Annotated in this window: 21 protein-coding genes and 1 tRNA gene; 14 read left to right on the forward strand and 8 right to left on the reverse strand. The window is 75.4% G+C overall.

Features of this window, described 5'->3' with window-relative positions:
• Positions 1-39: 39 nt before the first annotated feature.
• Genes H7X46_RS03140 through H7X46_RS03150 form a run of 3 tightly spaced genes read left to right on the forward strand, consistent with a single transcriptional unit; the run spans position 40 to position 4,432 of the window.
• Positions 40-1,323 (forward strand): alanine racemase, encoded by a 1,284-nt coding sequence (locus H7X46_RS03140; RefSeq protein WP_186357961.1) that lies wholly within the window; start codon positions 40-42, stop codon positions 1,321-1,323.
• A complete protein-coding gene (locus tag H7X46_RS03145) occupies positions 1,323-2,933 on the forward strand; it encodes an amidohydrolase family protein (protein WP_186357962.1) in 1,611 nt (536 codons plus the stop codon). The genes H7X46_RS03140 and H7X46_RS03145 overlap by 1 nt, the downstream gene beginning before the upstream one ends.
• Positions 2,933-4,432: a GntP family permease gene (locus H7X46_RS03150; protein ID WP_186357963.1), complete on the forward strand. Its 1,500-nt coding sequence runs from the start codon at positions 2,933-2,935 to the stop codon at positions 4,430-4,432. The genes H7X46_RS03145 and H7X46_RS03150 overlap by 1 nt, the downstream gene beginning before the upstream one ends.
• 23 nt (positions 4,433-4,455) lie before the next feature.
• Here H7X46_RS03150 and H7X46_RS03155 read toward each other — a convergent pair whose 3' ends face one another.
• The 4 genes from H7X46_RS03155 to H7X46_RS03170 are packed head-to-tail and all read right to left on the reverse strand — an operon-like array spanning position 4,456 to position 6,933.
• Positions 4,456-4,788, reverse strand: coding sequence for a nitrile hydratase accessory protein (locus tag H7X46_RS03155; RefSeq protein ID WP_222131182.1), 333 nt, complete (start codon positions 4,786-4,788; stop codon positions 4,456-4,458).
• Positions 4,775-5,434, reverse strand: coding sequence for a nitrile hydratase subunit beta (gene nthB, locus H7X46_RS03160; protein WP_186357964.1), 660 nt, complete (start codon positions 5,432-5,434; stop codon positions 4,775-4,777). The genes H7X46_RS03155 and nthB overlap by 14 nt, the downstream gene beginning before the upstream one ends.
• Positions 5,431-6,012, reverse strand: coding sequence for a nitrile hydratase subunit alpha (gene nthA, locus H7X46_RS03165; RefSeq protein ID WP_186357965.1), 582 nt, complete (start codon positions 6,010-6,012; stop codon positions 5,431-5,433). The genes nthB and nthA overlap by 4 nt, the downstream gene beginning before the upstream one ends.
• 39 nt (positions 6,013-6,051) lie before the next feature.
• A complete protein-coding gene (locus tag H7X46_RS03170; RefSeq protein WP_186357966.1) occupies positions 6,052-6,933 on the reverse strand; it encodes a hypothetical protein in 882 nt (293 codons plus the stop codon).
• A 596-nt stretch (positions 6,934-7,529) separates the two neighbouring features.
• On the opposite strand from H7X46_RS03170, the gene mfd reads away from it, so the two are divergent.
• From mfd to H7X46_RS03190, 4 genes are all read left to right on the forward strand, one after another.
• Complete coding sequence (gene mfd / locus H7X46_RS03175; RefSeq protein WP_222131567.1) at positions 7,530-11,150, forward strand: transcription-repair coupling factor; 3,621 nt, start codon at positions 7,530-7,532, stop codon at positions 11,148-11,150.
• A gap of 42 nt (positions 11,151-11,192) precedes the next feature.
• Entirely contained in the window at positions 11,193-14,675 is a 3,483-nt protein-coding gene (locus H7X46_RS03180) for a S41 family peptidase (RefSeq protein WP_186357968.1), read from the forward strand.
• A gap of 72 nt (positions 14,676-14,747) precedes the next feature.
• On the forward strand, positions 14,748-15,650 hold the full coding sequence (locus H7X46_RS03185) for a SurA N-terminal domain-containing protein (RefSeq protein ID WP_186357969.1): 903 nt from the start codon (positions 14,748-14,750) through the stop codon (positions 15,648-15,650).
• A complete protein-coding gene (locus H7X46_RS03190; RefSeq protein WP_186357970.1) occupies positions 15,650-16,576 on the forward strand; it encodes a MazG family protein in 927 nt (308 codons plus the stop codon). The genes H7X46_RS03185 and H7X46_RS03190 overlap by 1 nt, the downstream gene beginning before the upstream one ends.
• Positions 16,577-16,704: 128 nt before the next feature.
• Here H7X46_RS03190 and H7X46_RS03195 read toward each other — a convergent pair whose 3' ends face one another.
• Positions 16,705-17,124, reverse strand: coding sequence for a tetratricopeptide repeat protein (locus H7X46_RS03195; protein ID WP_186357971.1), 420 nt, complete (start codon positions 17,122-17,124; stop codon positions 16,705-16,707).
• A 137-nt stretch (positions 17,125-17,261) separates the two neighbouring features.
• Here H7X46_RS03195 and eno point away from each other — a divergent pair, with 137 nt between their 5' ends.
• The 3 genes from eno (at position 17,262) to H7X46_RS03210 (ending at position 19,879) form a co-directional block, all read left to right on the forward strand.
• The gene (gene eno / locus H7X46_RS03200) at positions 17,262-18,557 is read left to right on the forward strand and encodes a phosphopyruvate hydratase (RefSeq protein WP_186357972.1); all 1,296 of its coding nucleotides are present in this window, start codon (positions 17,262-17,264) and stop codon (positions 18,555-18,557) included.
• Positions 18,558-18,747: 190 nt separating this feature from the next.
• A complete protein-coding gene (locus tag H7X46_RS03205; RefSeq protein WP_186357973.1) occupies positions 18,748-19,350 on the forward strand; it encodes a septum formation initiator family protein in 603 nt (200 codons plus the stop codon).
• Positions 19,351-19,354: 4 nt separating this feature from the next.
• On the forward strand, positions 19,355-19,879 hold the full coding sequence (locus tag H7X46_RS03210) for a DUF501 domain-containing protein (RefSeq protein ID WP_186357974.1): 525 nt from the start codon (positions 19,355-19,357) through the stop codon (positions 19,877-19,879).
• Between the two features lie 16 nt (positions 19,880-19,895).
• Here the strand turns inward: H7X46_RS03210 and H7X46_RS03215 are convergent, their stop codons facing one another.
• The gene (locus H7X46_RS03215) at positions 19,896-21,503 is read right to left on the reverse strand and encodes an acyl-CoA dehydrogenase family protein (protein ID WP_186362414.1); all 1,608 of its coding nucleotides are present in this window, start codon (positions 21,501-21,503) and stop codon (positions 19,896-19,898) included.
• A 144-nt stretch (positions 21,504-21,647) separates the two neighbouring features.
• On the opposite strand from H7X46_RS03215, the gene H7X46_RS03220 reads away from it, so the two are divergent.
• Both H7X46_RS03220 and H7X46_RS03225 read left to right on the forward strand, forming a co-directional pair.
• The gene (locus tag H7X46_RS03220; RefSeq protein ID WP_222131183.1) at positions 21,648-22,601 is read left to right on the forward strand and encodes a Ppx/GppA phosphatase family protein; all 954 of its coding nucleotides are present in this window, start codon (positions 21,648-21,650) and stop codon (positions 22,599-22,601) included.
• Complete coding sequence (locus H7X46_RS03225) at positions 22,598-23,320, forward strand: uracil-DNA glycosylase (protein WP_186357976.1); 723 nt, start codon at positions 22,598-22,600, stop codon at positions 23,318-23,320. The genes H7X46_RS03220 and H7X46_RS03225 overlap by 4 nt, the downstream gene beginning before the upstream one ends.
• Before the next feature lie 179 nt (positions 23,321-23,499).
• On the opposite strand, the gene H7X46_RS03230 is transcribed toward H7X46_RS03225, so the two are convergent.
• Positions 23,500-24,318, reverse strand: a complete 819-nt coding sequence (locus H7X46_RS03230) for a class I SAM-dependent methyltransferase (RefSeq protein ID WP_186357977.1) — start codon at positions 24,316-24,318, stop codon at positions 23,500-23,502.
• 32 nt (positions 24,319-24,350) lie between these two features.
• Between H7X46_RS03230 and H7X46_RS03235 the strand changes: the two genes are divergently transcribed.
• A tRNA-Leu gene (locus tag H7X46_RS03235) sits at positions 24,351-24,423 on the forward strand.
• 164 nt (positions 24,424-24,587) lie between these two features.
• Entirely contained in the window at positions 24,588-24,884 is a 297-nt protein-coding gene (locus H7X46_RS03240; protein WP_186357978.1) for a DUF1905 domain-containing protein, read from the forward strand.
• A gap of 69 nt (positions 24,885-24,953) precedes the next feature.
• Here H7X46_RS03240 and H7X46_RS03245 read toward each other — a convergent pair whose 3' ends face one another.
• Positions 24,954-25,379: an arsenate reductase ArsC gene (locus tag H7X46_RS03245; RefSeq protein ID WP_186357979.1), complete on the reverse strand. Its 426-nt coding sequence runs from the start codon at positions 25,377-25,379 to the stop codon at positions 24,954-24,956.
• Between the last annotated feature and the right edge of the window lie 10 nt (positions 25,380-25,389).

A 25,389-nucleotide genomic window follows, 5' to 3' on the forward strand; every position in this document is an offset into this window, starting at 1 on the left:
AAATACGCAATGATGCAGGTCAGACGCTCAGGAGGCGGCATGACGAGGACGGCGAGCGCGGACGGCGCGCTCCGGCTCGATGCGCTCGGCGACGAACGACCCGGCCGGTTCGCCAAGTCCGTTCCGGCGATCACCGGCACGGTGGGCGAGTGGCTCGCGGCGGCCCCGCGGCTGTCCTCGCTGGCCACCCCGGTGCTGACGCTCGACCGCGCGGCACTGGTCGCGAACGCCGAGCGGATGGCCGGCTGGTGCGCCGCGCACGGGGTCGAGCTGGCGCCGCACGGCAAGACGACGATGGCCCCGGCGCTGTGGGAGCTGCAGCTGCGCACCGGCGCCCGGGGCGTCACGGTCGCCACCGGGTGGCAGGCCGCGGTGGCCGTCGAGTTCGGCGTCCGCTGGATCCAGCTCGCGAACGCCCTGGTCGACCCGCGCGCGCTGCGGGAGCTCGCCGTCGCCCGGGACGCCGACCCCGGCCTCGAGGTGGTGAGCTGGGCCGACTCGGTCGAGACGGTCGCGGCGATGGAGGCCGGGGTCGGAGACCCCGTCCGGCCGCTGACCGTCCTCGTCGAGCTCGGGGCGCCCGGCGGGCGGACCGGGGCCCGGTCGGTCGCCGAGGCGGAGCGGGTCGCGGCGGCCGTCGTCGCCAGCCCGGTGCTGCGGCTCGGCGGCGTCGGCGGCTACGAGGGCGCCCTGGCGCACGACCCGGAGCCGGGCTCGCTCGCCCGGGTCCGCGCCTACCTCGACGACCTCGCCGAGCTGCACCGCAGGGTGCGGCCCGGGTACGAGACCGAGGAGGTCGTGGTGACCGCCGGCGGCAGCGCCTACTTCGACCAGGTCGCCGCGGCACTGGCCGGGCTCGCCGACGACCGCACCCGGGTGGTGCTGCGCTCGGGCGCCTACCTGGTACACGACGACGGCTTCTACCGCGGCATCTCCCCGCTGACCCGGGAGGAGGGGGAGCCGTTCCGGTCCGCGATGCACGCCTGGGCGCGGGTCGTCTCCACCCCCGAGCCGGGGCTGGCCCTGCTCGATGCCGGGAAGCGGGACGTGCCCTTCGACGAGGGCCTGCCCGAGCCGCAGCTGCTCGCCGACGACCTCGGTGAACCGGCCCGGCCGCTGGCGGGCACGGTCACGGCCGTCAACGACCAGCACGCCTTCCTGCGCACCGACTCGCCGGTCCGGGTCGGGCAGGTCGTCCGGCTCGGGCTCTCGCACCCGTGCACCGCGTTCGACAAGTGGCGCTGGATCCCGCTGCTCGACGGCTCCGCCGGTACCGACGATCCCGACCCGCGGGTCGCCGACCTGGTCCGGACGTTCTTCTGATGCGCACCCTGCTGACGGGCGGCACGGTCGTCGACGGGACCGGCGCCCCCGGGTTCCGGGCCGACGTCGTGGTCGAGGACGCGCGGATCGCCGTGGTCGGCGACGGGGCCGGGACCCGCCCGGACCGGGTCGTCGACGCCCGCGGGATGGTCGTCGCCCCCGGGTTCGTCGACATGCACGCCCACTCGGACCTGCGGCTGCTCACCGAGCCGGCACATCTGGCGAAGGTCTCCCAGGGGGTGACCACCGAGGTCCTCGGCCAGGACGGGCTGTCCTACGCCCCGGTCGACGACGACGTCCTCGCCGTGCTCCGCCGCAAGATCGCCGGCTGGAACGGCGACCCGGGGGACGAGCTGTTCAGCTGGCGCAGCGTGGCCGGCTACCTGGACCGCCTGGACCGGGGCATCGCCGGCAACGCCGCCTACCTCGTCCCGCACGGGACCGTGCGCGCCCTGGTCTGCGGCTGGGACGACCGGCCCGCCACGACCTCCGAGATCCGGCGGATGCAGGAGCTGGTCCGCACCGGCATGGCCGAGGGCGCGGTCGGGTTGTCCGCCGGTCTCACCTACACCCCCGGGATGTACGCCGACGGCTCCGAGCTGGTCGAGCTGTGCCGCACCGTGGGCGAGCTGGGCGGGTTCTTCGCCCCGCACCACCGCAGCTACGGCGCCGGCGCGCTGGAGGCCTACGCCGAGATGATCGGCGTCGCGGACCTGTCGGGCTGCGCGCTGCACCTGGCGCACGCGACGCTGAACTTCGGCCCGAACCGCGGCCGGGCCGGCGAGCTGATCGCGATGCTGGACGCGGCGATCGCCGGCGGCGCCGACATCACCCTGGACACCTACCCCTACCTGCCCGGCGCGACGACGCTGTCGGCGATCCTGCCGAGCTGGTCGCAGTCCGGCGGGCACCAGGCGACGCTCGAGCGGCTGCAGGACCCCGCCGCCCGCGCCCGGATCCGGGACGACCTGGAGGTCCGCGGCTCCGACGGCTGCCACGGCGTCGTCGCCGAGTGGGACACCATCGAGATCAGCGGAGTCACCAACCCCGAGCTGGCCGGCTACGTCGGCCGGACCATCGCCGAGATCGCCGGGACCGGTGACCCGTTCGCGACCTGCGTCGACATCCTGATCCGGGACGACCTCGGCACCGGGATCCTGCAGCACGTCGGCCACGAGGAGAACGTGCGGGCGATCATGCAGCATCCCCGGCACACCGCGGGCAGCGACGGGCTGCTGGTCGGGGCGAAGCCGCACCCGCGGGCCTGGGGCACGTTCCCGCGCTACCTCGGGCACTACTGCCGCGAGCTGGGTCTGTTCTCGCTGGAGGAGTGCGTCGCGCACCTCACCGGCCGCGCCGCGGCCCGGCTGCGGCTCGCCGACCGGGGGCTGGTCCGGGAGGGACTGGCCGCCGACCTCGTCGTGTTCGACCCGGACGCGGTGACCGACACCGCGACCTTCGCCGAGCCGGCACAGCAGCCGGCCGGCATCCCGTACGTGCTGGTGAACGGCGTCCTCGCGATCGAGGACGGCGAGCGGACCCCGGCACTCGCCGGGCGCGCGCTGCGCCGCCGTGCCGACGGGACGACCGCCCCTCTGGAAGGACTGTGATGACCGCCGTCGTCGACTGGTTACGCCACGACACCGCCGGACTGCTGACGCTGGCCGCGCTCAGCGTGGCCGTACTGCTCCTGCTGATCATGCGGCTGCGCCTGGAGCCGTTCATCGCCCTGATCGTCACCAGCGTGCTGGTCGCCCTCATCGCCGGTGTCTCGGTCACCGACCTGGTCGGATCGCCGCTCTCGGCGTCGGACTCGCTGCTCGAGACCGGGTTCGCCAAGATCCTCGGCCACATCGCACCGATCATCGGGCTCGGCACCGTGCTCGGCGCGATCATGGAACGGTCCGGGGGTGCGGACGCGCTCACCGAACGGCTGCTGCGGCTGTTCGGACCCAAGGGCGCGCCGCTGGCGATGGGCATCACCGGCCTGGTCCTGGGTATCCCGGTCTTCTTCGACATCGGGATCTTCGTGCTCGCCCCGCTGGTCTACGTCGCCGCACGCCGCGGCGGGGGCTCGCTGGTGCGGTACGCGATGCCGATGCTCGCCGGCCTGTCGATGACGCACGCCTTCCTGCCGCCGCATCCCGGCCCGGTCACCGCGGGTGGCCTGCTCGGCGTCGGCATGGGCTGGATCATCGCCATGGGCCTGCTCTGCGGCATCCCGGCCTGGCTGGTCGCCGGTGTGTGGTGGGGCTCGGTGATCGGCAAGCGGGTTCTGGTCGACGTCCCGGAGGACGCGCCCGGCGCGCCGGCGCACTCCGGCGACCCGGGCAGCGCCGGTGGCACGGCCGCCGCGCCCGTCACCGGCCCGGACGGCGGCGCCGAGGCGGGCACGACGACCCGCACCGCCGAGCGTCCGGCGGTCGCGGCGCCACCGCCGCCGTCGGTCACGCTGATCGCGACGATCATCGCCGTGCCGTTGCTCCTGATCCTCGGCGCGACCGTCGGCGCCGTGACCCTGCCCGAGGGAGCCGTGGTCCGGGACGTCCTGGTCCTGCTCGGCACCCCGACCATCGCCCTGACGCTCAGCGTGCTGCTCGCCGCGTACCTGCTGGGCGTCCGGCGGGGGACGAGCATGGCCGAGCTGGGCCGGATCTCCGGCGAGTCGCTGCGCCCGGTCGGGATGATCCTGCTGGTCGTCGGGGCCGGCGCGTTCTTCGGCAAGGTCCTTCAGGAGACCGGCGTGGGCGACGCGCTGGCCGGCTCGATGACCGCGATCGGCCTGCCCGTGATCGCATCGGCCTACCTGATCAGTGCGGCGCTGCGGGTCGCGCAGGGCTCGGCGACGGTCGCGATCGTGACGACGGCGGGCATCATCGGCCCGACCGTCGCGACCGGCGGGTACTCGCAGGCGCAGATCGCGCTCATCGTCGTCGCGGTGTCGGCGGGGTCGATCATCGCCAGCCACGTCAACGACGGCGGGTTCTGGATCGTCGCGAAGTACTTCAACATGTCGGTCTCGGACACGCTGAAGACGTGGACGGTGCTGGAGACCATCCTGTCCGTGGTCGGGTTCGCCGCGGCGGGCCTGGTGTGGGTGCTGGTCTGACCGGGCCGTGGCCCGGTTCCCGGTCAGGGGCGCTGCGGGTCGGCGTCCAGCGTGACCGGCGAGCCGTGCGGGGTGGCGGCCGCGGCCCGCTGCCAGGCGGCGGTGCGCGCGTCGAGCGAACCGGGATCGGTGAGGCCGCGGTCGGTGACCAGCGCCTCCAGGGCGGCCAGCCAGGCGTCCCAGTAGGCCGCGCCGCCGGCCAGCCGGGCGCCCAGTGCCGCGGCGAACTCCGCCCGGTCCAGCAACCCGCGGTCCTGCAGCGCCACCGCGATCGCGAACGCCTCCGCCTGCCACGGTGCGTCGAACACCGGCTCGTGCGGCACCGGCTCGCCGGCGCGCGGGTCAGGCCGGCTCAAGGTAGCTCTCCCAGGCGTCCACCGAGACCGTCGTGGTCGGGTCGGCGTCCGGGCCCCACAGCTCCGGACCGGTGAAGACGACCGTGTAGAGCTGCTCCGGGCACTCCCCGCGGCCGTGTGCGCGGGCGTCGGGCAGCACGTGCGCGCCCCGCCGCGCCTCCACCGTCCCGCACCGGCCGCGGACGTAACGGGGCAGGCGGGTGTGCCCCCGCGGGTGCATCACGCGGGCGCGCACCCGGTCACCGGGCCCGAACCGGGGCGGAGCGGGAGCCTCCCGCTCGGTGGGCGCGCCGGTCGCGAGCACCGCGGCGGCGCCCGCGGCGTCCAGCGGGGCCGGGGCGGGCACGGCGGGGCGCAGCGACCGGCCCGCGGCGAGCTCGTCCGCGCCGACCAGGCCGTGCGCGACCAGCAGCCGCTCGGTCGCCTCCAGCCAGATCTCGTAGTAGCTGAGGTTCAGGTACAGGGGCGGGGGCAGGGACTCGCGGGCGTGCCGGGACTCGTCGATCGACCAGCTGCCGGGGCGGGCCGCGGCCAGGGTCAGCGCCAGCACCAGCTTCTCCCAGTCGGCGTGGAACCGGACCTGCTCGGGTTCCGGCACGACCGGGCCGAATCCCATCGCGCCGCCGAGGTCGTGCGCGCCGTTCACCCCGTCACCAGCCGGGTGCCGATCATCGAGTCCCGGGACACGATCGCGGCCAGCTCGTCGACCGACCAGCCCTCGGTGCCGGCCGGGCGCTGCGGCACGACCAGGTAGCGCAGCTCGGAGGTGGAGTCGTGCACCCGGATCGCGACGTCGTCGCCCAGCACCGTCCCGAACTCGGCGAGCACCCCGCGGGGGTCGAGCACCGCCCGGGAACGGTAGGCGGGGGACTTGTACCAGACCGGGGGCAGGCCCAGGACCGGCCACGGGTAGCAGGAGCACAGCGTGCACACCACGAGGTGGTGCTCCCGGTCGCTGTTGAACACCGCCGCGAGGTGCTCGCCGCCGCGGCCGCCGAACCCGAGCTCGGCCACCGCGGCGGTGGCGTCCGCCGCGAGCCGCTCGGCGTACGCCGGGTCGGTCCAGGCCCGGGCGACCACCTGCGCGCCGTTGCGGGGGCCGACCCGGTGCGCGTAGGTCTCGACGATCTCGTCGAGCGCGGCGGGGTCGACGTGGCCCTTCTCGACCAGGATCGACTCCAGTGCCCGTACCCGGGCCTCCACCGGCCTCGGCTCGCTGCTCACCGGGCCGACGCTAACGACCCGGCCGCCGGGCGTCGAGGCTCAGCGGGTGGCGAGCGCGTCCGCGTAGTCCTCGGCCTGCAGCGGCGTCAGGTCGGAGACCCGCAGGAAGTCGCCGAGGGTGGTGCCGGTGGCGCCGGAGTCGACGTTGCGCGGTCCCCGGCCCTCGCGGACGTCGTCCAGGTTGATGGTGCGCAGGTCGTAGGAGAACCGGGTGACGCCGGAGGTGTTCGGCGCCGACGCGTGCAGGTGGTTCGAGGAGAACATGAACACGTCACCGGACTGCCCGGCGATCCGGATCTCGCCGCGGGAGTCGAACTCCTCCAGCGGCAGCGGGTGCGGACGGGTGTCGGCCTCCTTGTTGTCCGCCGCCGCGGTCCGGTGCTTGGCGACCCACTCGTCGTAGTCGTACTGGTTCGACCCGTTCTTCACCGGCTTGTCGAAGTAGTCGGTGTACATGCTCATGACGTTCTCGCCGACCACCGGGAAGACCGGCGTCCAGTAGTTCACGAGCTGCTGCGGGTGGCCGTACCACATGTCGCGGTGCGCCTTGTAGTTGTAGGACACCCCGGCGGTGAGGAACTGGTCGGCCGGGATGACGCGCAGCCGCGGGATGTCGAAGTAGGTGCGCTCCGGGTCGACGCCGAGGTCGATCGCGAACTGCTGGCACAGCTCCTTGGTGCGCTGCCCGTTGGTGAACTCGCCCTTGAGCGGCTCGACGCGGCGGATGAACTCGTCGACGTCCATCTCGTACTGGGCGCGCTCGGGGTCCAGCCCCTCGAACGCCTGGGAGATCAGGTCCTTGGCGTGGTCGGCGAGCGCGTCCGCACCGGCGATGTCGGTGTAGAGGAAGAAGTTGCCCCGGAACAGGGACTCGCGGCGGTCGTCGTCGCCGATCCGGCGGTTCAGGTAGACCGTGATCAACGCGTGCTCCTCGGTACGGCATCCGGGGCGCAACCCCCGCTGACACCGCCGACGCTAGCGCACCCGTTCGGGTGCCGTTCTACGAAGAAACGTAGTAGTCAGAGGTCTGTGACACGGTGTCCCGATCGTCCGGTTGGCGGCGCCCGCGGGTGGCGGCGCGGGCACGGATGTCCGCGATCAGCCCCGGTGACCCCGCACCGCTACCGCCCGGCTCGGGCGGCCGCCGGTGGAACCGCCTCTGTCGTCGGCGGCCCTGCCTCTGACGGCACGACCGCGCAGGCCGGGACGCAGAGCCCGCCACACGGCCGGCCACCGGGGTGGGGCGGCCGCCCGGAGGCGGCGGTGGGATCGATCAGTCCGGTCAGGGGGACGTGCCAGGAGCCCGGGGCCGGGCTGGGTGTGGTGGTGGACATGCCGGTTCCCTCGTCGCCGGCGTGATGGATGTGACGGGCTGCTCGGGCCGGGCGGAACCCGCCGGGGCAGCGGCGTATCGTCGACGGTCGGCAACCCGCCCGGGCCGTCGCCGCGTCCCGGGCACGCGTGTGTCCCCACCCCGTTCCACCCCACAGCGAGGAGCCAGCGCCGCCGTGGCCATCCTGTCCGGTCTGCTCACCTCCGCGCTGTCCGACGCCGGCCTGCACGCCGCCGTCGACGCCGCGCGCTCCGTGGACCCCCGTACCGCCGAGACCCCCGCCGTCCGGGTCGAGGGACCCGCCGCGCTCCGCCCGCTGCTGGCCGCCGGCCTCGCCGGCGACTCGACCGTGCTGGCCGTGACCGCCACCGACCGCGAGGCGGAGGACCTCGCGGCCGCGGTGTCGGACCTGCTCGGCCACGGCGAGGCGCTCGACGCCGCCGCCGACACCGTCACCGGCGCCGCGAGCGCGCCGGTGGTCGTGCTGCCGTCCTGGGAGACGCTGCCGCACGAGAAGCTGTCCCCGCGCCCGGACACGGTCGCCCGCCGGCTGACGATCTTCCACCGGCTGGCCTCGGTCGACACCGCACCGCGGGTGGTCGTCACGGCTGCCCGGTCGCTGATCCAGCCGGTCGCACCCGGCCTGGGCGAGCTCGCCCCGGTCTCGCTGGGCGTCGGCGAGGAGCACGACTTCGCGGAGCTGCTGGAGCGGCTCGTCGAGCTCGCCTACACCCGCGCCGAGATGGTCACCACCCGCGGCGAGTTCGCCGTGCGCGGCGGCATCCTCGACGTGTTCCCGCCGACCGCCGAGCACCCGGTGCGGGTCGAGTTCTGGGGCGACGAGGTGTCCGAGCTGCGCGCGTTCGCGGTCGCCGACCAGCGCTCGGTGGGCGAGGTGGAGCGGGTCGAGGTCCCGCCGTGCCGGGAGCTGCTGCTCACCGCGCCGGTGCGGGAACGGGCCGCGGCGCTGGCCGCCGAGCAGCCCGAGACGGCCGGGCTGAACCGCAACCCGCTGCGCGAGATGCTGGAGAAGCTCGCCGAGGGCATCCCCGGCGAGGGCATGGAGTCGCTGATCCCGGCCCTGGTGGGGGGCGGGATGCAGCTGCTCACCGACCTGTTCCCGGCCGGCACCCGGGTGCTGCTCGCCGACCCGCAGCGGATCCGCACCCGCTGCGCCGACCTCGTCCGCACCGGGCAGGAGTTCCTGGAGGCGTCCTGGCTGGCGTCCGGGTCCGGCGGGGAGGCGCCGATCGACGTCTCCGGGTCCGCGTACCGGGACCTCACCGCGACCCTCGAGCACGCCACCGCCTGCGGACGACCGGTCGTGTCGCTGTCCCCGCTGGTGTCCGGGTCCGACGAGGTGATCGTCCCGGCGGTGCACGAGATCGAGCCGTACCGCGGCGACACCGACCGCGCGCTGACCGACCTGCGCGCGCACGTCGCCACCGGTGGTGCGGCGGTGCTCGTGCTGGCCGGGCACGGCACCGCGGACCGTTCGATGGAGCAGCTGCGCGAGGCCGAGGTGCCGGCCACCAAGGTCGACACGCTGCCGGATTCGCCGGACAAGGGCGTCGTCACCGTCACCTGCGGCCGGCTGCTGAACGGCTTCACCGCCCCCGAGGTGGGCCTGGTGCTGCTGTCCGAGGCCGACCTCACCGGCAGCCGGGCCGGGCTCGACGCCGCCCCGCGCAAGACCACCCCGCGCCGGCGCAACGCCGTCGACCTGGCCGTGCTCCAGCCGGGCGACTACGTCGTCCACAACCAGCACGGGATCGGGCGCTTCGTCGAGATGCGCGAGCGCACCGTCCAGGGCGCCACCCGCGAGTACCTGGTCCTGGAGTACGCGAGCTCCAAGCGCGGCCAGCCGGCCGACCGGCTGTTCGTGCCCACCGACGCGCTCGACGAGATCAGCCGCTACGTCGGCGGGGAGCAGCCGGCCGTCAACAAGCTGGGCGGCGCGGACTGGGCGAAGACCAAGGGCCGCGCCCGCAAGGCCGTCAAGGACATCGCGGCCGGGCTGGTGCAGCTCTACGCGGCCCGGCAGGCCTCGCCGGGGCACGCGTTCGCCGCGGACACGCCGTGGCAGCGCGAGCTGGAGGACGCGTTCCCCTACACCGAGACCCCCGACCAGCTGTCGGCGATCGACGAGGTGAAGCGGGACATGGAGCGGCCGGTCCCGATGGACCGTGTCATCTCCGGTGACGTCGGCTTCGGCAAGACCGAGATCGCGGTGCGGGCCGCGTTCAAGGCGGTGCAGGACGGCAAGCAGGTCGCCGTGCTCGTCCCGACCACGCTGCTGGCCACCCAGCACCTCAACACGTTCGCCGAGCGGATGCGGGCGTTCCCGGTGACCCTGCGCGGGTTGTCCCGGTTCACCGACCCGGCCGAGGCGAAGGAGACGATCGAGAAGCTCGCCGACGGCACCGTCGACGTCGTCGTCGGCACCCACCGGCTGCTGCAGAACGGGGTCCGGTGGAAGGACCTCGGACTGGTGATCGTCGACGAGGAGCAGCGGTTCGGCGTCGAGCACAAGGAGCACATCACGGCGCTGCGGGCGCACGTCGACGTGCTGACCCTGTCCGCGACGCCGATCCCGCGGACCCTGGAGATGAGCCTCGCCGGTATCCGCGAGATGTCGGCGATCACCACCCCGCCCGAGGACCGGCACCCGACCCTGACCTACGTCGGCGCCTACGACGACAAGCAGGTCGCGGCCGCGATCCGCCGCGAGCTGCTGCGCGACGGCCAGGTGTTCTACGTGCACAACCGGGTGTCGTCGATCGACCGGGCGGCCAAGAAGGTGCAGGACCTGGTGCCCGAGGCCCGGGTCGCCGTCGCGCACGGCCAGATGAACGAGGAGCTGCTCGAACGCACGGTCAACGCGTTCTGGCACCGCGAGTTCGACGTGCTGGTGTGCACGACGATCGTCGAGAACGGCCTGGACATCTCCAACGCCAACACCCTGGTCGTCGAACGCTCCGACACGCTCGGGCTGTCCCAGCTGCACCAGCTGCGCGGGCGGGTCGGCCGGGGCCGGGAGCGGGGCTACGCCTACTTCCTGTTCCCGCCCGAGCACCCGCTCACCGAGACCGCGCACGACCGGCTCGCCACCATCGCCCAGCACTCCGAGCTGGGCTCCGGGGCCGCGGTCGCGATGAAGGACCTGGAGATCCGCGGTGCCGGCAACATCCTCGGCGCCGAGCAGTCCGGGCACATCGCCGGCGTCGGGTTCGACCTCTACATCCGGCTGGTCGGCGAGGCCGTCGCGGCGTTCCGCAAGCAGGCCGGGGACGACGGCGGCGAGCCGGTCGAGGAACTCGTCGAGGTCCGGGTGGACCTGCCGGTCGACGCGCACGTCCCGCACGACTACGTCGACGGCGAGCGCCTGCGCCTCGAGGTCTACCGCAAGATCGCCGAGGCGCCGGACGACGCGGCGCTGGGCGCGATCGTCGAGGAGCTCACCGACCGCTACGGCGAGCCGCCGACCCCGGTGCGGAACCTGCTCGAGGTGGCCCGGTTCCGGCAGCTGTGCCGCCGGCTCGGTGTCCGCGAGGTCGCCTCCGCCGGCACCCAGCTGCGGATCGGCCCGGTGCAGCTGCCCGACTCGGCGCAGCTGAAGCTCAAGCGGCTCTACCCCAAGGCCCAGTACAAGGCCGCCGCCCAGGTCGTCACGGTGCCGAAGCCGGTGCAGGGCGGCCGGATCGGCGGGGCGCCGGTGCGCGACGTCGAGCTGCTCGGCTGGTGCGCGGAGCTGCTGCTGCAGATCGTGCCGTCGTCCACCCCGGTGCACAGCACGTCGGGCTGATCGGCCGCCGGAACCGTCGGGGGCCGGGGTTAGCGTGGTGCCGTGCCCGAATTCCTGCGCCACCCGCACCTCCACGACGACACGCTGGTCCTCGTCGCGGAGGACGACGTGTGGACCGCCCCGGTCGCCGGCGGGCGGGCCTACCGGCTGACCGCTGACGAGGTCCCGGTGACGGCTCCGCGGATCTCGCCGGACGGGGCGGCGGTCGCCTGGGCCTCGCGCCGGGACGGCGGCTGGGAGCTCTACACGACCGGGGTCGAGGGCGGCGGGGTCCGGCGGCTGACCTGGTGGGGCGACCCCACCACCCGGATGGCCGGCTGGACCCCGGGCGGGGACGTGGTGGCGCTGTCCGCGCAGGCCGACGCGACCGCGCGGAGCTGGGCGTACGCCGTCCCGCCCGCGGGCGGGGCGCCGCGGCTGCTGCCGTACGGCGCGCTGACCGCGCTCGCGTACCAGCCCGGCGGTCCCGCGGTGCTCACCCAGGTCGAGGGCGGCCGGGACGCCGCGCACTGGAAGCGGTACCGCGGCGGGCGGGCCGGCCGGCTGTGGCTCGACGCCGCCGGGACCGGCGAGTTCGTCCGGGTCCTGCCCGACGTGGCGGGCCAGCTGGAGTGCCCGATGATCGTCGGCACCGGCGAGGGCCCGCGGCTGGCGTTCGTCTCGGACCACGAGGGCTGGGGCAACGTCTACTCGGTCCCGCTGGCCGGCCCGGCGACCGGGCTGCGCCGGCACACCGACCACGGTGGCGGCGGGGAGGTCCCCGACTTCTACGCCCGGCACGCCAGCACCGACGGCCGCCGGGTCGTCTACGAGTGCGCCGGCGAGATCTTCCTGCTCGACGACCTCGGCCCGGACTCGCGGCCGCGCCGGATCGACGTCCGGCTCGGCGGGCCGCGCCCGGCGCGCGACCCGTTCCGCGCCCACGTCCCCGGTGACCTCGGCCCGGTGCGGCCGGACCGGACCGGGCGGGCCAGCGTCGTCGGGGTGCGCGGCACCGTGCACCGGCTGACCCACCGCGACGGGCCGGCCCGCACGCTGCTCGCCGAGCCCGGGGTGCGGGCCCGGCTCGCGCACCCGCTGGGCGGCCGCCGCGCGGTGTGGGTGGACGACGCGGCCGGTGAGGACGCGGTCTGCGTGGCGCCGCTGGACCCGCACGCGGCCGGTGCACCGGAGCGGGTGCGCCATGCGGCCGGGGCGATCGGCCGGGTGCTGGAGCTCGTCCCCGCCCCGGACGGCACCGCGGTCGCGCTCACCACGCACGACGGGCGGCTGCTGGTGCTGCACACCGGCCCGGACGCGGAACCCGCGGCGGGCGAGGAGGCGGAGGGGGCCGAGGGCAGCGCGGAACGGCCCGCCGGGGACCTGCGCGAGCTCGCCCGGGGCACCGCGGGGGAGCCCTACGACGTGGCCTGGTCGCCGGACTCGGCCTGGCTGGCCTGGTGCGACCCGACCGAGGCCGGCCTGTCCCGGGTCGTGCTGACCCGGGCCGCCGACGGCGCGCACACCGAGGTCACGCCGGCCCGGTTCCACGACAGCGACCCGGTCTTCACCACCGACGGCAAGCACCTGGCGTTCCTGTCCCGGCGGGTGTTCGACCCGTCCTACGACCAGCACGCCTTCGACCTGATCTTCGGCACCGGCTGGAAGCCGTTCCTGGTACCGCTGGCCGCTCGGACGGCGTCGCCGTTCGGGGAGAGCCCCGACGGGCGCCCGGTCGATCCGGGGGAGGCGAGCCCGGACGACCCGCCGGCCGCCCCGCCCGAACCCGGTGACGGCGAGGGCGGCACCGGCCCCGCCGGCACCGGTTCCGCCGGCACCGGTTCCGCCGACACCGGCCCCGGCGGCACCGGCTCCGGCACTGCCGACGGGGCCGGCGGACCGCCGGAGGTCGTCGTGGACGTCGAGGGGCTCGCGGACCGGGTCGTCCCGGTCCCGGTCGACGCCGCCCAGTACCACGACCTGACCCCGGTGACCGGCGGGCTCGCCTGGCTCCGGATGCCGGGCGGGGGCGTGCTGGGCGACAGCCTCGCCGACACCGAGGCCGAGCCGGACCGCGGCGTGCTGGAGCGCTTCGACCTGGCCCGCCGCTCGGTGACGGCGATCGCCGACCCGGCGTCCGGCTTCGCGGTCAGCGGCGACGGCACCCGGATCGTCGTCCGCGACGGCGGCCGGGTCCGGCTGATCCGGGCCGACCGCAGCAGCTCCGCCGCCCCGGACGACGACGCCGGCGGCGACGAGTTCGAGATCGACACCCGGCGGCTGGTCGTCACGATCGACCCGTCCGCCGAGTGGCGGCAGATGTTCGACGAAACCGCCCGCCTGATGCGCGACCACTTCTGGGTCGAGGACATGGCCGGGGTCGACTGGGTGGCCGAGACCGCCCGCTACCGGCCGCTCGTCGACCGGGTCGGCAGCCACGACGACCTGGTCGACCTGCTCTGGGAGCTGCACGGCGAGCTCGGCACCTCGCACGCCTACGTGATCGGCAACCGGCCCGCCGGCGACGGGACGGGCCGCCCCGGCCTGCTCGGCGCCGACCTCGAGCCGGCGACCGGCGGGGCCGGGTGGCGGGTCACCCGGGTCCTGCCGCCGGAGACGTCGGCACCGGCGGCGCGCAGCCCGCTGGCCGCGCCCGGCGTCGACGTCCGGGCGGGGGACGTGCTGCTGGAGGTCAACGGCACCCCGGTCGACCCGCACTGGGGCCCGGCGCCGCTGCTGGTGTCGGCGGCCGGGCGCACCGTCGAGCTCACCGTGCGGTCCGGCCCGGACCGCGCCGACGCGGGCACGGTGCGCCGGGTCGCGGTCCGCCCGCTGCGCTCCGAGGCCGAGCTGCGCTACCAGGACCGGGTGGCCCGCACCCGGGCCGAGGTCGCCGAGCGGTCCGGCGGCCGGCTCGGCTACCTGCACGTCCCGGACATGATGGGCTACGGCTGGGCCCAGCTGCACCGCGACCTGGCCCGCGAGACCGCCAAGGACGGGCTGCTGCTCGACGTCCGCGGCAACCGCGGCGGGCACACCTCGCAGCTCGTGGTGGAGAAGCTGGCCCGGACGGTGATCGGCTGGGACCTGCCGCGGCACCGGGCGCCGTCCACCTACCCGGAGCAGGCACCTCGCGGACCGGTCGTGGCGCTGGCCGACGAGCGCTCCGGATCGGACGGCGACATCGTCACCGCCGCGATCAAACGGCTCGGGATCGGGCCGGTCGTCGGCGTCCGCACCTGGGGCGGCGTCATCGGCATCGACGGGCGGTACGGGCTCGTCGACGGCACCCGCATCACCCAGCCCCGGTACGCGACCTGGTTCGACGACCTGGGCTGGAGCATGGAGAACCACGGCGTCGACCCGGACGTCGAGGTCGTCGTGACCCCGCAGGACCGGGCCGCGGGCCGGGACCCGCAGCTGGACCGGGCCGTCGTGCTGGCACTGGAGCGGCTCGCGGAGCGCCCCCCGGTCCGGCCGCCGGACGTCGCGACCCGGCCGTCGATGGCGCGCTCCCCGCTGCCCGCCCGGCCGGGCCCCGGTTGAGCAGAGGCCCGGGGCGTGCCGGGCCGCGAGTCCTCCGGAGATCGCCGCCACACCGCGTGAGAAGGTGACCGGGTGCGGACACGCAGGATCATCGCCGCCCTGGCGGTCGCCGGGGCACTCGTCGCCGGGTGCGGCAGCGGCCCCGCGCGGGCCGACTCGGCCGCGATCGTCGGGGAGACCTCGATCCCGCTCGCCGAGGCGCAACCGGCGATCACCTCGGTGCTCACCCGGCCCGGGCTCGTCGACGAGCTCCGGGCGCAGGGCGGCACGGAGGCCGACATCGGCCGCGCCGTCGTGTCCCAGCTCGTCATCCGGAACCTGCTGGCCGGTGCCGCCGCCGAACAGGGCGTCCGCGTCACCGAGCAGCAGGTGGACGCCCAGATCGCCGCGGCGGGCGGTCCGGAGGCACTGACGACGCGGTCGCTCGCGGTCGGCGGCCCGCGGGCCTCGGCCCGCGACGACCTGGAGCTCGCCGCGCTGGCCCGCGCCCAGATCGACCGGCTCTCGGTCACCGCCGACGTCGCGGTCACGCGCGGCCGCGACGAGGCCGTCCGGCTGGCCCGCGAGGTCGCGGCCGGCGGCGCCCGCGCCGAGACCGCGCTGGCCGGGGCCAGCACCACCCAGCGCGGCCTCGCGATCCGCCCGGCGGAGACCCCGCAGGCCGCGCTCACCCCGCTGGTCGGCATCCCGGCCGGCTCGGTGGCCGCGTTCCCGCTGGGCAGCGGGCAGGGCTGGGTCGTGGTCCGGGTGACCGGGCGCACGCTGGGGGCACCCGCGCCGGCTCCGGGCGCCGCCGGCGGGCTCGACCAGCAGACGCTCGCCGAGGCCGGGGTCCGGCTGCTCACCCCGGCCGCGCTCCGTACCGGCGTCGAGCTGAACCCCCGCTACGGCGTGTGGGACCCGGTGCGGATGCTCGCCGTGCCGACCGCGGAGGAGGCCTCGGTGCTGTTCCCGACGACCCCGCAGGCGCGCTGATGGCCGCCACGATCGTCGTCTGCCCGCGCCGCGGGGCCGCCCTGCCCGCGGCCGCGCTGCCCGCGTTGCGCTCCGCGACGACCGTGCTCGCCGTCCCCGGGCTGGACGCCGGGCCGGCCGCGGGCGCCGCCGAGTGGGACGGCACCGACCCGGCCACCCTGCCGCAGGACACGGTGCTGCTCGTCCCCGCCGGGCACCCGGTTGCCTCCACCGGGACCGCCGTCGCGCCGCCGGCCGGGCACGCCGTGCTGGACGCGGTCGCCGTGATGGACCGGCTCCGCTCGCCGGGCGGCTGCCCGTGGGACGCCGAGCAGACCCACACCTCGCTGCTGCGCTACCTCGTCGAGGAGTGCTACGAGCTCTACCAGTCGATCGAGGACGGGGACCGCGCCGAGCTGCGCGAGGAGCTCGGTGACGTGCTCCTGCAGGTGCTGTTCCACGCCCGGGTGGCCGCCGAGGACCCGGACCTGCCGTTCGGCATCGACGAGGTCGCGACCGGCCTGGTCGACAAGCTCGTCGCGCGGCACCCGCACGTGTTCGCCGCCGGCGAGCAGGTCGCCACCGCCGCGGACCAGGACCGGCGGTGGGACGAGTTGAAGCGCGCCGAGAAGCAGCGCGACTCCAGCGTGGACGGCGTCGCCACCGCCCAGCCGGCCGTCGCGCTCGCCGCGAAGCTCGTGTCCCGCACCGCGAAGGCCGGGCTGCCGGCCGACCTGCTGCCGGGTGGGGACGACGCCGGGGAGCGCCTGTTCCGGCTGGCCGCGGCGATCCAGCTCGGCGGGGGAGACCCGGAGGCCCGGCTGCGGGCGGTCGCCCGCGGGTTCGACGCCGCCGTCCGCTCCGCCGAGAAGGCCGCCGCCGCGGACGGGAAGGACCCGCACGCGCTCACCGCCGCCGACTGGCGCCGGTACTGGCAGGCGCCCTGACCAGGGCCGGATGCCGCAGCCGATCGCCGTATCTCGCGTCGCCGCATGGGTCCGGTGCCCGCCGCACACGTCGCAGACCGTGCGGTGCCCGGGCAACCTGTGCGGCGGCCCCGCCCGACCCGAGGCGCTTACCGGCGGTCGCCGGTGAGGGCGATCCGGGCCCGTACCTCGCCGAGCGCCTCCTGGTACTCCGGGCGCGGGTCCATCGCCGAGGCCATCTTCAGCTGTGTCTCGGCCTCCGGGAGACGGCCCTGGCGCTGCAACGTCTTGCCGAGCGCGAACCGCGCGTAGTGGTCGGCCGGGTCGATGTCGATGACCCGGACGAACGCGGTCTCGGCCTTCCGCAGCTGCGCGGAGTCCAGGTAGGCGCGACCGGCGAGCAGGTGCACCGAGGCCGACGTCGGGCCGGTCGCGTCCGCGGTGTCCGCGGCGTCCAGCACGGTGCGCAGGGCGTCGAGCGCCTCGAGCGGCCGGCGCCGGGAGAGCAACTCGTCGGCCCGCCGGAACGCGGCGACCGGGTCCGGTGTGTTCGCGCGTCGACTGCTCATGGTCACTCCCACGTTAGGTGCGATCCAGGCCCGGCGCGAGGCTTGACAACGACCGGCCACCGCACGTCGCTCGCGCGTGCAGGCGGGTTGACTACGCTGGCCCCCCGGACGAGACGCCCAGCAGAACAGGAGTCACGGTGGCGGTCATCGAGCAGGTCGGGGCACGCGAGATCCTCGATTCACGGGGCAACCCCACGGTGGAGGTCGAGGTCGCCCTGGACGACGGCACGCTGGCGCGTGCCGCCGTACCGTCGGGCGCCTCGACCGGCGAGCACGAGGCCGTCGAGCTGCGGGACGGCGACCCGAAGCGGTACGGCGGCAAGGGCGTCGAGAAGGCCGTCGCCGCGGTCCTCGACGAGATCGGCCCCGAGCTGGTTGGCGTCGAGGCGGTCGACCAGCGCCTGGTCGACCAGCGTCTGGTCGACCTGGACGGCACCCCGGACAAGTCGAAGTTCGGCGCGAACGCGCTGCTGGGCGTCTCCCTCGCGGTCGCGAAGGCCGGGGCCGAGTCGTCCGGCCTGGAGCTGTTCCGCTACGTCGGCGGCTCCAACGCGCACGTGCTGCCGGTGCCGATGATGAACATCCTCAACGGGGGCGCGCACGCCGACACCTCCGTCGACGTGCAGGAGTTCATGATCGCGCCGATCGGTGCGGAGACCTTCCGGGAGTCGCTGCGCTGGGGCGCCGAGGTGTACCACGCGCTGAAGGCGGAGCTGAAGGACAAGGGCCTGTCGACCGGGCTCGGCGACGAGGGCGGGTTCGCCCCGGACGTCAAGGGCGGCACCCGCGGGGCGCTGGACCTCATCGCCGCCGCCGTGCAGCGGGCCGGCTACACCCTGGGCACCGACGTCGTGCTGGCCCTCGACGTCGCCGCGACCGAGTTCCACGCCGACGGCAAGTACGCCTTCGAGGGCAAGAAGCTGTCCGCCGACAAGCTCGCCGAGGTGTGGAAGGAGCTCGCCGAGGCCTACCCGCTGGTGTCCATCGAGGACCCGCTCGACGAGAACGACTGGGACGGCTGGGTCGCGCTCACCGAGAGCATCGGCGACAAGGTGCAGCTGGTCGGCGACGACCTGTTCGTGACCAACCCGGAGCGGCTCGAGGACGGCATCGCCCGCGGTGCCGCGAACGCGCTGCTGGTCAAGGTCAACCAGATCGGCACGCTGTCCGAGACCCTCGACGCGGTGACGATGGCGCACAACGCCGGCTACCGCTGCATGATGAGCCACCGCTCCGGGGAGACCGAGGACGTCACCATCGCCGACCTCGCCGTCGCCACCGGCTGCGGCCAGATCAAGACCGGCGCACCGGCCCGCTCCGAGCGGGTCGCCAAGTACAACCAGCTCCTGCGCATCGAGGAGCTGCTCGGCGACGCCGCCCGCTACAACGGCGAGCTGGCGTTCCCGCGCTACCAGGTGCCCGGCCAGGGCTGAGCCCCCGTACCGGTCACCGCTCGTGACGGGCGCCGCGCCGATCGTCTCCGGACGGCTCGGCGCGGCGCCCTGACCGACGCCCGATCGGGCGGCATGCTGGAGGCGTCGAACACGAGACCGGTACGGACCGTGCCGCCGCCCGCGGGAGTGCGCACCGGTCGTGCCATCCGGCGAGGACGGGGGAGGACGCATGGCCGAGCGTCGCGGGCGGGCCCGCGAGTCCCGCGCACGTGCGGCCGGCACCGCCCGTGGCCGGGCCGCCGCGAAGCCCCGCCCCGCCCCCGCGCGCTCGACCGGCGGACGCGCGTCCGCGGCCGACGCCTCCGGGTCCCGGTCCCGCCCGGCCGGTCCGCCGCCGGCCCGGCCCCGGCTGACCCGGGCCCGCACCCGGGCCGGCGAGGTGGTCGCCCGCACCACCGGGCTGCTCGGCCTGTCCTCGACGAAGCGGGCCGCGATCCTCGCGATCGTGGTCTGCGTGCTCGCCCTGACGGTCGCGGTGCCGCTGCACAACTTCGTCGCCCAGCGCCAGGAGCTGGCCGCCGTCTCCGAACGCCAGCAGGCCCTCGAGGCCGACGTCGCGCGGCTGTCCGCGGACCGGGCCCGGCTGTCGGACCCGGCCGAGGTCGAGGCACAGGCCCGCGCCCGCCTCGGGATGGTCCGCCCGGGCGAGACCCCCTACATCGTGCAGTTCCCGGTCCCACCCGAGCCCGCGGCGGACGACGGCCAGGCCCAGCCCGGCGTCCCCTGGTTCCACACCCTCTGGGACGACGTCTCCGGCGAACCGCGACGATGAACCGGTGAGCGCAGCACACGACCACCGTCCCCCCGGCCTGGAACCCGGCCCCGTCTCCGCCGGCGACCTCGAGGCCGTCGCCCGGCAGCTCGGGCGGGCCCCGCGGGGGATCCTGGCGATCGCGTACCGCTGCCCGTCCGGGCACCCCACCGTCGTGCAGACCGCGCCGCGCCTGCCCGACGGCACCCCGTTCCCGACGCTGTACTACCTGACCTGCCCCCGGCTGTCGTCCCGGATCGGGACCCTGGAGGCGGCGGGCCGGATGAAGGAGATGCAGGACCGGCTGGCCGTGGACCCGGATCTCGCGCGGCGGTACCGGGCCGCGCACGAGGCCTACCTGGCCGAGCGGGACGCGATCGAGCCGCTGCCCACCCACCCGGACGTGACCGCAGGCGGCATGCCGGACCGGGTCAAGTGCCTGCACGTGCACGTCGCGCACGCCCTCGCGGCCGGGTCCGGGGTGAACCCGTTCGGCGACGAGGCCCTCGCCGAGATCGGGGAGTGGTGGCGCGGCGGGGACTGTGCCTGACCCGGTGGCCTGACGCCTACCCCGCCGGCGTGGCCCGCTCCAGCAGGACGCCGGCCGCGTCCGGGCCCGGGTGGGTGCCGGCGGTCCGCAGCGGCCCGTCCGCGCCGAGGCGGGTCGCGGCGAACACGTCCGCCACCGCGCCCGGCGCGTGCCGGACCAGCAGCGACCCGGCCAGGGCCAGCGCCGCCAGCTCGGCGAGGCGGCGGGCGCGGCGCTCGTCGGGCGCGGCCAGCTCGGCCCGCAGCGCGGCGGTCGTGGCGTCGAGCCGCGGGTCGGCGCCGGCGGCGAGGTCGATCTCGGCGAGCAGGGCGTCCACGGCGTGCGGTTCGCGGGCGATCGCGCGCAGCGCGTCCAGCGCGGTCACGTTGCCCGAACCCTCCCAGATCGAGTTCAGCGGGGCTTCCCGGTAGAGCCGCGGCAGGTCAAACTCCTCGACGTAGCCGTTGCCGCCCAGGCACTCCAGGGCCTCCGCGACGACGGCCGAGGTCCGCTTGCACACCAGGTACTTCGCCACCGGGAGGGCCAGCCGCAGCAGCGCCGTCTCGCCCCGGTCCACCGCGCCCGCGAGCCGCAGGCCGAGCACGGTCGCCGCCTCGCTCTCCGCGGCCAGCTCGGCGAGGACCTCCCGCATCAGGGGTTGATCGGCGAGCCGCGCCCCGAACGCCGACCGGTGCGCGACGTGGTGCGCGGCCTCGGTGACGGCGGCGCGCTGGGTCCCGGCCGCGCCGAGCACGCAGTCGAGCCGGGTCATCGACACCATCTCGATGATCGTCCGGACGCCGCGGCCCTCGTCGCCGACCCGCCAGCCGGCGGCGCCGAGGTACTCGATCTCCGACGACGCGTTCGACCGGTTGCCGAGCTTGTCCTTGAGCCGCTGCAGCCGGATCGCGTTCCGGGACCCGTCCGGCAACACCCGGGGCACGACCAGGCAGGTCAGCCCGCCGGGCGCCTGCGCCAGTGTCAGGAACAGGTCGTTCATCGGGGCCGAGGTGAACCACTTGTGGCCGGTGAGCCGGTAGCTGCCGTCCGGCTGCGGGGCGGCGACGGTGGTGCCGGAACGGACGTCGGAGCCGCCCTGCTTCTCGGTCATCGACATCCCGGCCAGCAGGCCGGCCTTGGCCTCCGGGAGCGCGAGCCCGGGGCTGTAGGCACGGGCGGTGAGGCCCGGCTCGTACGCGGCGGCGAGCTCGGGGGCGTGCCGCAGCGCGGGGATCGACGCGTAGGTCATCGAGATCGGGCAGAGATGGCCCTGCTCGACCTGCGAGGTCAGGTAGAACCCGGCGGCCCGGGTGACGTGTGCGCCGGCGCCGGGGGCCGCCGTCCAGGGCGCGGCGCCGAGACCGTGCTCGACGCTGACCCGCATCAGCTCGTGCCAGGACGGGTGGAACTCCACCTCGTCGATCCGGTGCCCGGCGCGGTCGTGCGTGCGCAGCTCCGGTTCGTGCCGGTTGGCGGCCCGCGCGTGCTCGCGGTGGGCCTCGGTGCCGATCACCCCGGCCAGTGACTCGAGCGCGGCCCGGTCCCCGCCCTCCCGGCCGACCGCGTCGACGACGGCGGGGTCGGCGCCGAGCAGGTCCCCGGCCGGGCGGGGCGGGACCTGGTTGGTGACCTCGTGGGTGCCCAGGTCGGCCAGCGGGGCCGGGCGGGCCGGCGTCCCCGGCCGGGTGTGCGTCGTTGTCACTACCTGAGAGTAACTTGGTCGGGCCGGCCCGCTCCAGGACGCGGCGTACGGTCGTCGCTGTTCGATCGTCCACAGCTAGGAGTGCCGATGTCGCGGGTGGCCGCCATCGACTGCGGGACCAACTCGATCCGACTGCTCGTCGCCGACGTCACCGAGGCCTTCGACGGCCTCAAGGAGCTGCGTGACCTGCATCGCGAGATGCGGATCGTGCGGCTCGGCAAGGGTGTCGACGCGACCGGGCGGCTCGACCCGGAGGCCCTCGAACGCACCCGGGCCGCCCTGGTCGACTACGCCGTCGCCGCCCGCCGCAAGGGTGCCGAACGGGTGCGGATGGTGGCGACGTCGGCGACCCGGGACGCGTCCAACCGGGAGGACTTCTTCGCGATGGTGCGCGAGACCCTCGGCGTCGACGCGGAGATCATCACCGGTGACGAGGAGGCGCGGCTGTCGTTCATCGGCGCGGTCGGTGACCTCGACCCGGACGACGGGCCGTTCGTGGTGACCGACGTCGGCGGCGGCTCCACCGAGGTCGTCGTGGGCGAGCTGCGCGACGGTGTCGCCGAGGTGACGGCCGCCCGCTCGGTGGACATCGGCTCGGTGCGGCTGACCGAGCGGTGCCTGCACTCCGACCCGCCCACCCCGGACGAGGTCGACCAGGCGCGCCGGGTCGCGATCGGTGTGCTCGACGAGGCGTTCGCCTCGGTGCCGGTGGAGCCGGCGCGGACCTGGGTCGGCGTCGCCGGCACGATCACGACCCTGTCCGGGATCGCCCAGGACCTCACGCGCTACGACCCCGAGCAGGTGCACCTGTCGACGCTGCCCCGCACCGAGCTGCACAGGGTCGCCGACCTGCTGATCCGCTCGTCGCGCGCGGAGCGGGAGAAGCACGGCGCGCTGCACCCCGGCCGGGTCGACGTGATCGGCGGCGGCGCGCTCGTCGTGGAGGCACTGGCCGAGGAGCTGCACGCCCGGGCCGGGATCGAGCGCATCGTGGTGTCCGAGCACGACATCCTGGACGGCATCGCCCGCTCGATCGCATGAGCTCCCCGCTCGCCCTGCTGGACCAGGAGATCAGCGCGTGCCGGGCCTGCCCGCGACTGGTCGAGTGGCGGGAGCGGGTCGCGGTCGAGAAGCGGGCCGCGTTCCGCGACCAGACCTACTGGGGACGCCCGGTGCCCGGCTTCGGCCCGGCCGACGCGGCGATGCTGATCGTCGGGCTCGCGCCGGCGGCGCACGGCGCCAACCGGACCGGCCGGATGTTCACCGGCGACCGCAGCGGCGACGTCCTGTACGCGGCCCTGCACGCCGTCGGGCTCGCGTCCCAGCCGACGGCGACGCACATCGGCGACGGCCTCGAGCTCTACGGCGTCCGGATCACCGCGCCGGTGCACTGCGCGCCGCCGGCGAACAAGCCGACCCCGGCCGAACGCGACACCTGCCGCGGCTGGCTGGAACGGGAGCTGGACCTGCTCGCCCCGACCGTCCGGTCGATCATGGTGCTCGGTGCGTTCGGCTGGCAGGCGCTGCTGCCGGTGCTGGCCGGGGCGGGGTGGCGGGTGCCGCGTCCGGCACCGAGGTTCGGGCACGGTGCCTCGGTGACCCTGCACCCCGCGGCCGGGGGACGGGAGCCGCTGGAGCTGTTCGGCTGCTACCACGTGAGCCAGCAGAACACCTTCACCGGCCGGCTCACCCCGGCCATGCTCGAGCAGGTCCTGGCCGACACCGCCCGGGCCGCCGGCCTGTCGCCGACCGGGCCCTGAGCTGCCGTCTGCACCCCCGCTCCCTCGCCGAGATGCAGCGCACGGTTCCGCAGAGATCCACGATTCGCGCTCACCTGCATGTCGGCGGGGGCGGGTCGCGCCGGCCCGTCAGCGGGACGTGCCGTGCCGGCGACGGGCTCCACACCGGGCCCGGCGCACCCGTCAGCCTGCGCACCCGGTCAGTCGGTCGTGAAGCGGTGCAGCCGCATCGCGTCCTGCAGCGCGGGCAGCCGAGCGACCGCGGCGAACAGCGGCCGCACCCAGGGCCGGGGCTCGTGGGCCGCGGCCTCGTCGTAGACCGAGATGTCGTCGAGCTCCCGCAGCGACGGGTGCCGGTGCGCGAACGTGGCGGGCTGCCACGCGGACCGGAACTCGGTGCCGATCGCCCGGAAGGTGGGCGTCCACCGGGACACGGGCACCGTCCACGGGGCGACGGCGTCGAAGGCCAGCACCGCCCGCGGGGTGCCGGTCACGACCCGGTCGACGATCGCGTGCACGTCCTCCGGCGGCAGGTACATGAACAGGCCCTCGGCGACCATCAGCGTCGCCCGGGCCGGGTCGACCGCCTCCCACCAGGCGTCGTCGGTGACCGAGGCGGGGACCTGGACGACGTGCCCGGGGACCGTGTAGAGGCGGCGCCGGACGTCCACCACCTCGGCCTGGTCGACGTCCAGCCAGCGGCTCGACGGCGGCGCGCCGACCCGCAGCGGGCGGCTGTCCAGCCCGCAGCCGAGGTGCAGGACCTGCCCGTCCGGCTCGGCCCGGAGGAACTCCCGGGTCCAGCCGTCGAGGATCGCGGCCCGGCACGCGACCGTGGTGGCGTCCCCGGTGACCTGCCAGAGCCCGTGGACGTCGTGCTCGATGCGGCCGTACACCTCCTCGGCGTACGGGTCCCCGAGGATCGGCCGCGGGGAGCGCGCGTCCTGCCGGCGCAGGTAGAGGGTCATCAGCAGCGTGGCCGCCGCGCCCCGCAGGTCGACCGTCTCGGTGCTCGTCATCGACACCTCCCGCCTGGATAGGCTGGCCGGGCGCCCCCGTAGCCCAACGGCAGAGGCAGGCCCCTTAAAAGGGTCCGAGTGTCGGTTCGAGTCCGACCGGGGGCACCCGCTCCGACCCGACGGTACGCCCGGCCGGCGGGTCCGTCCGGCGTCAGCGGGACGACGACGGCCGGGCCAGGTCGTCGCCGCCGTTTCCGATGACTCCCCGGCGCGCCGCCGGTCTGCCCTGTCGTGCCGGCCCGGCCACCACTCGCCACGAGGAGACCGCCATGAGCGCCACCGCGACCCACACGCTCGACCACACCTTCACCGGCGTCCTGCAGAAGAGCGAGCAGCCGGGCGGCTGGACCTATCTCTGCACCGACTGGTCCGCCGCGTTCTTCGGCACCCGGGGGCTGGTGAAGGTGCGCGGCACGATCGACGGCCACCCGTTCCGGGGCTCGTTCATGGCGCTCGGCGACGGAACGCACAAGCTGCCGGTCACGGCGGCGGTCCGCAAGGCGATCCACAAGCAGGCCGGCGACACCGTCGTCGTGCACCTCGAGGAGCGCCTGGACCGCCGGTGACGGCCGTACCCGGCCGCCGCGCGCGTCCCGGCCGCCGAGATCGTCACCGGTCCGCGCGGCCGGTCACCGTCACGTGGGGATCGCGGGGGCCGTGCCGGTCAGCTCGGCGAGCAGCCGGCGGACCCGGGCGTCGATGTCGTCGCGGATCGGACGGATCTCCGCGGCGCTCTTCCCGGCGGGGTCGGTGAGCTCCCAGTCGAGGTAGCGCTTGCCGGGGAACACCGGGCAGGCGTCCCCGCAGCCCATGGTGATCACGACGTCGGCGGCGCCCACGGCGTCGGTGGTGAGCTTCTTCGGGATCTCCCGGGACAGGTCGATCCCGATCTCCTGCATCACCTCGCGGACCGCGGGGTTGACGGTGTCGGCCGGGGCGGAGCCGGCCGAGCGGACCCGGACCGCGCCGGCGGCGTGGTGGGCGAGCAGCGCGGCGGCCATCTGGGAGCGGCCGGCATTGTGGACGCAGACGAACAGCACTTCGGGGGTGGCATCGGCCATGAGGTCGGTC

The sequence above is a fragment of the Pseudonocardia sp. C8 genome (assembly GCF_014267175.1).
Taxonomy (GTDB): Bacteria; Actinomycetota; Actinomycetes; order Mycobacteriales; family Pseudonocardiaceae; genus Pseudonocardia.

What these genes read in the sequence shown, in the direction of transcription:
- H7X46_RS03140 (WP_186357961.1), top strand. Translation starts at nt 40, where the DNA reads ATGACGAGGACGGCGAGCGCGGACGGCGCGCTCCGGCTCGATGCGCTC.
- H7X46_RS03145 (WP_186357962.1), top strand. Translation starts at nt 1,323, where the DNA reads ATGCGCACCCTGCTGACGGGCGGCACGGTCGTCGACGGGACCGGCGCC.
- H7X46_RS03150 (WP_186357963.1), top strand. Translation starts at nt 2,933, where the DNA reads ATGACCGCCGTCGTCGACTGGTTACGCCACGACACCGCCGGACTGCTG.
- H7X46_RS03190 (WP_186357970.1), top strand. Translation starts at nt 15,650, where the DNA reads ATGGCCGCCACGATCGTCGTCTGCCCGCGCCGCGGGGCCGCCCTGCCC.
- H7X46_RS03195 (WP_186357971.1), bottom strand. Translation starts at nt 17,124, where the DNA reads ATGAGCAGTCGACGCGCGAACACACCGGACCCGGTCGCCGCGTTCCGG.
- H7X46_RS03205 (WP_186357973.1), top strand. Translation starts at nt 18,748, where the DNA reads ATGGCCGAGCGTCGCGGGCGGGCCCGCGAGTCCCGCGCACGTGCGGCC.
- H7X46_RS03220 (WP_222131183.1), top strand. Translation starts at nt 21,648, where the DNA reads ATGTCGCGGGTGGCCGCCATCGACTGCGGGACCAACTCGATCCGACTG.
- H7X46_RS03225 (WP_186357976.1), top strand. Translation starts at nt 22,598, where the DNA reads ATGAGCTCCCCGCTCGCCCTGCTGGACCAGGAGATCAGCGCGTGCCGG.
- H7X46_RS03230 (WP_186357977.1), bottom strand. Translation starts at nt 24,318, where the DNA reads ATGACGAGCACCGAGACGGTCGACCTGCGGGGCGCGGCGGCCACGCTG.
- H7X46_RS03240 (WP_186357978.1), top strand. Translation starts at nt 24,588, where the DNA reads ATGAGCGCCACCGCGACCCACACGCTCGACCACACCTTCACCGGCGTC.
- H7X46_RS03245 (WP_186357979.1), bottom strand. Translation starts at nt 25,379, where the DNA reads ATGGCCGATGCCACCCCCGAAGTGCTGTTCGTCTGCGTCCACAATGCC.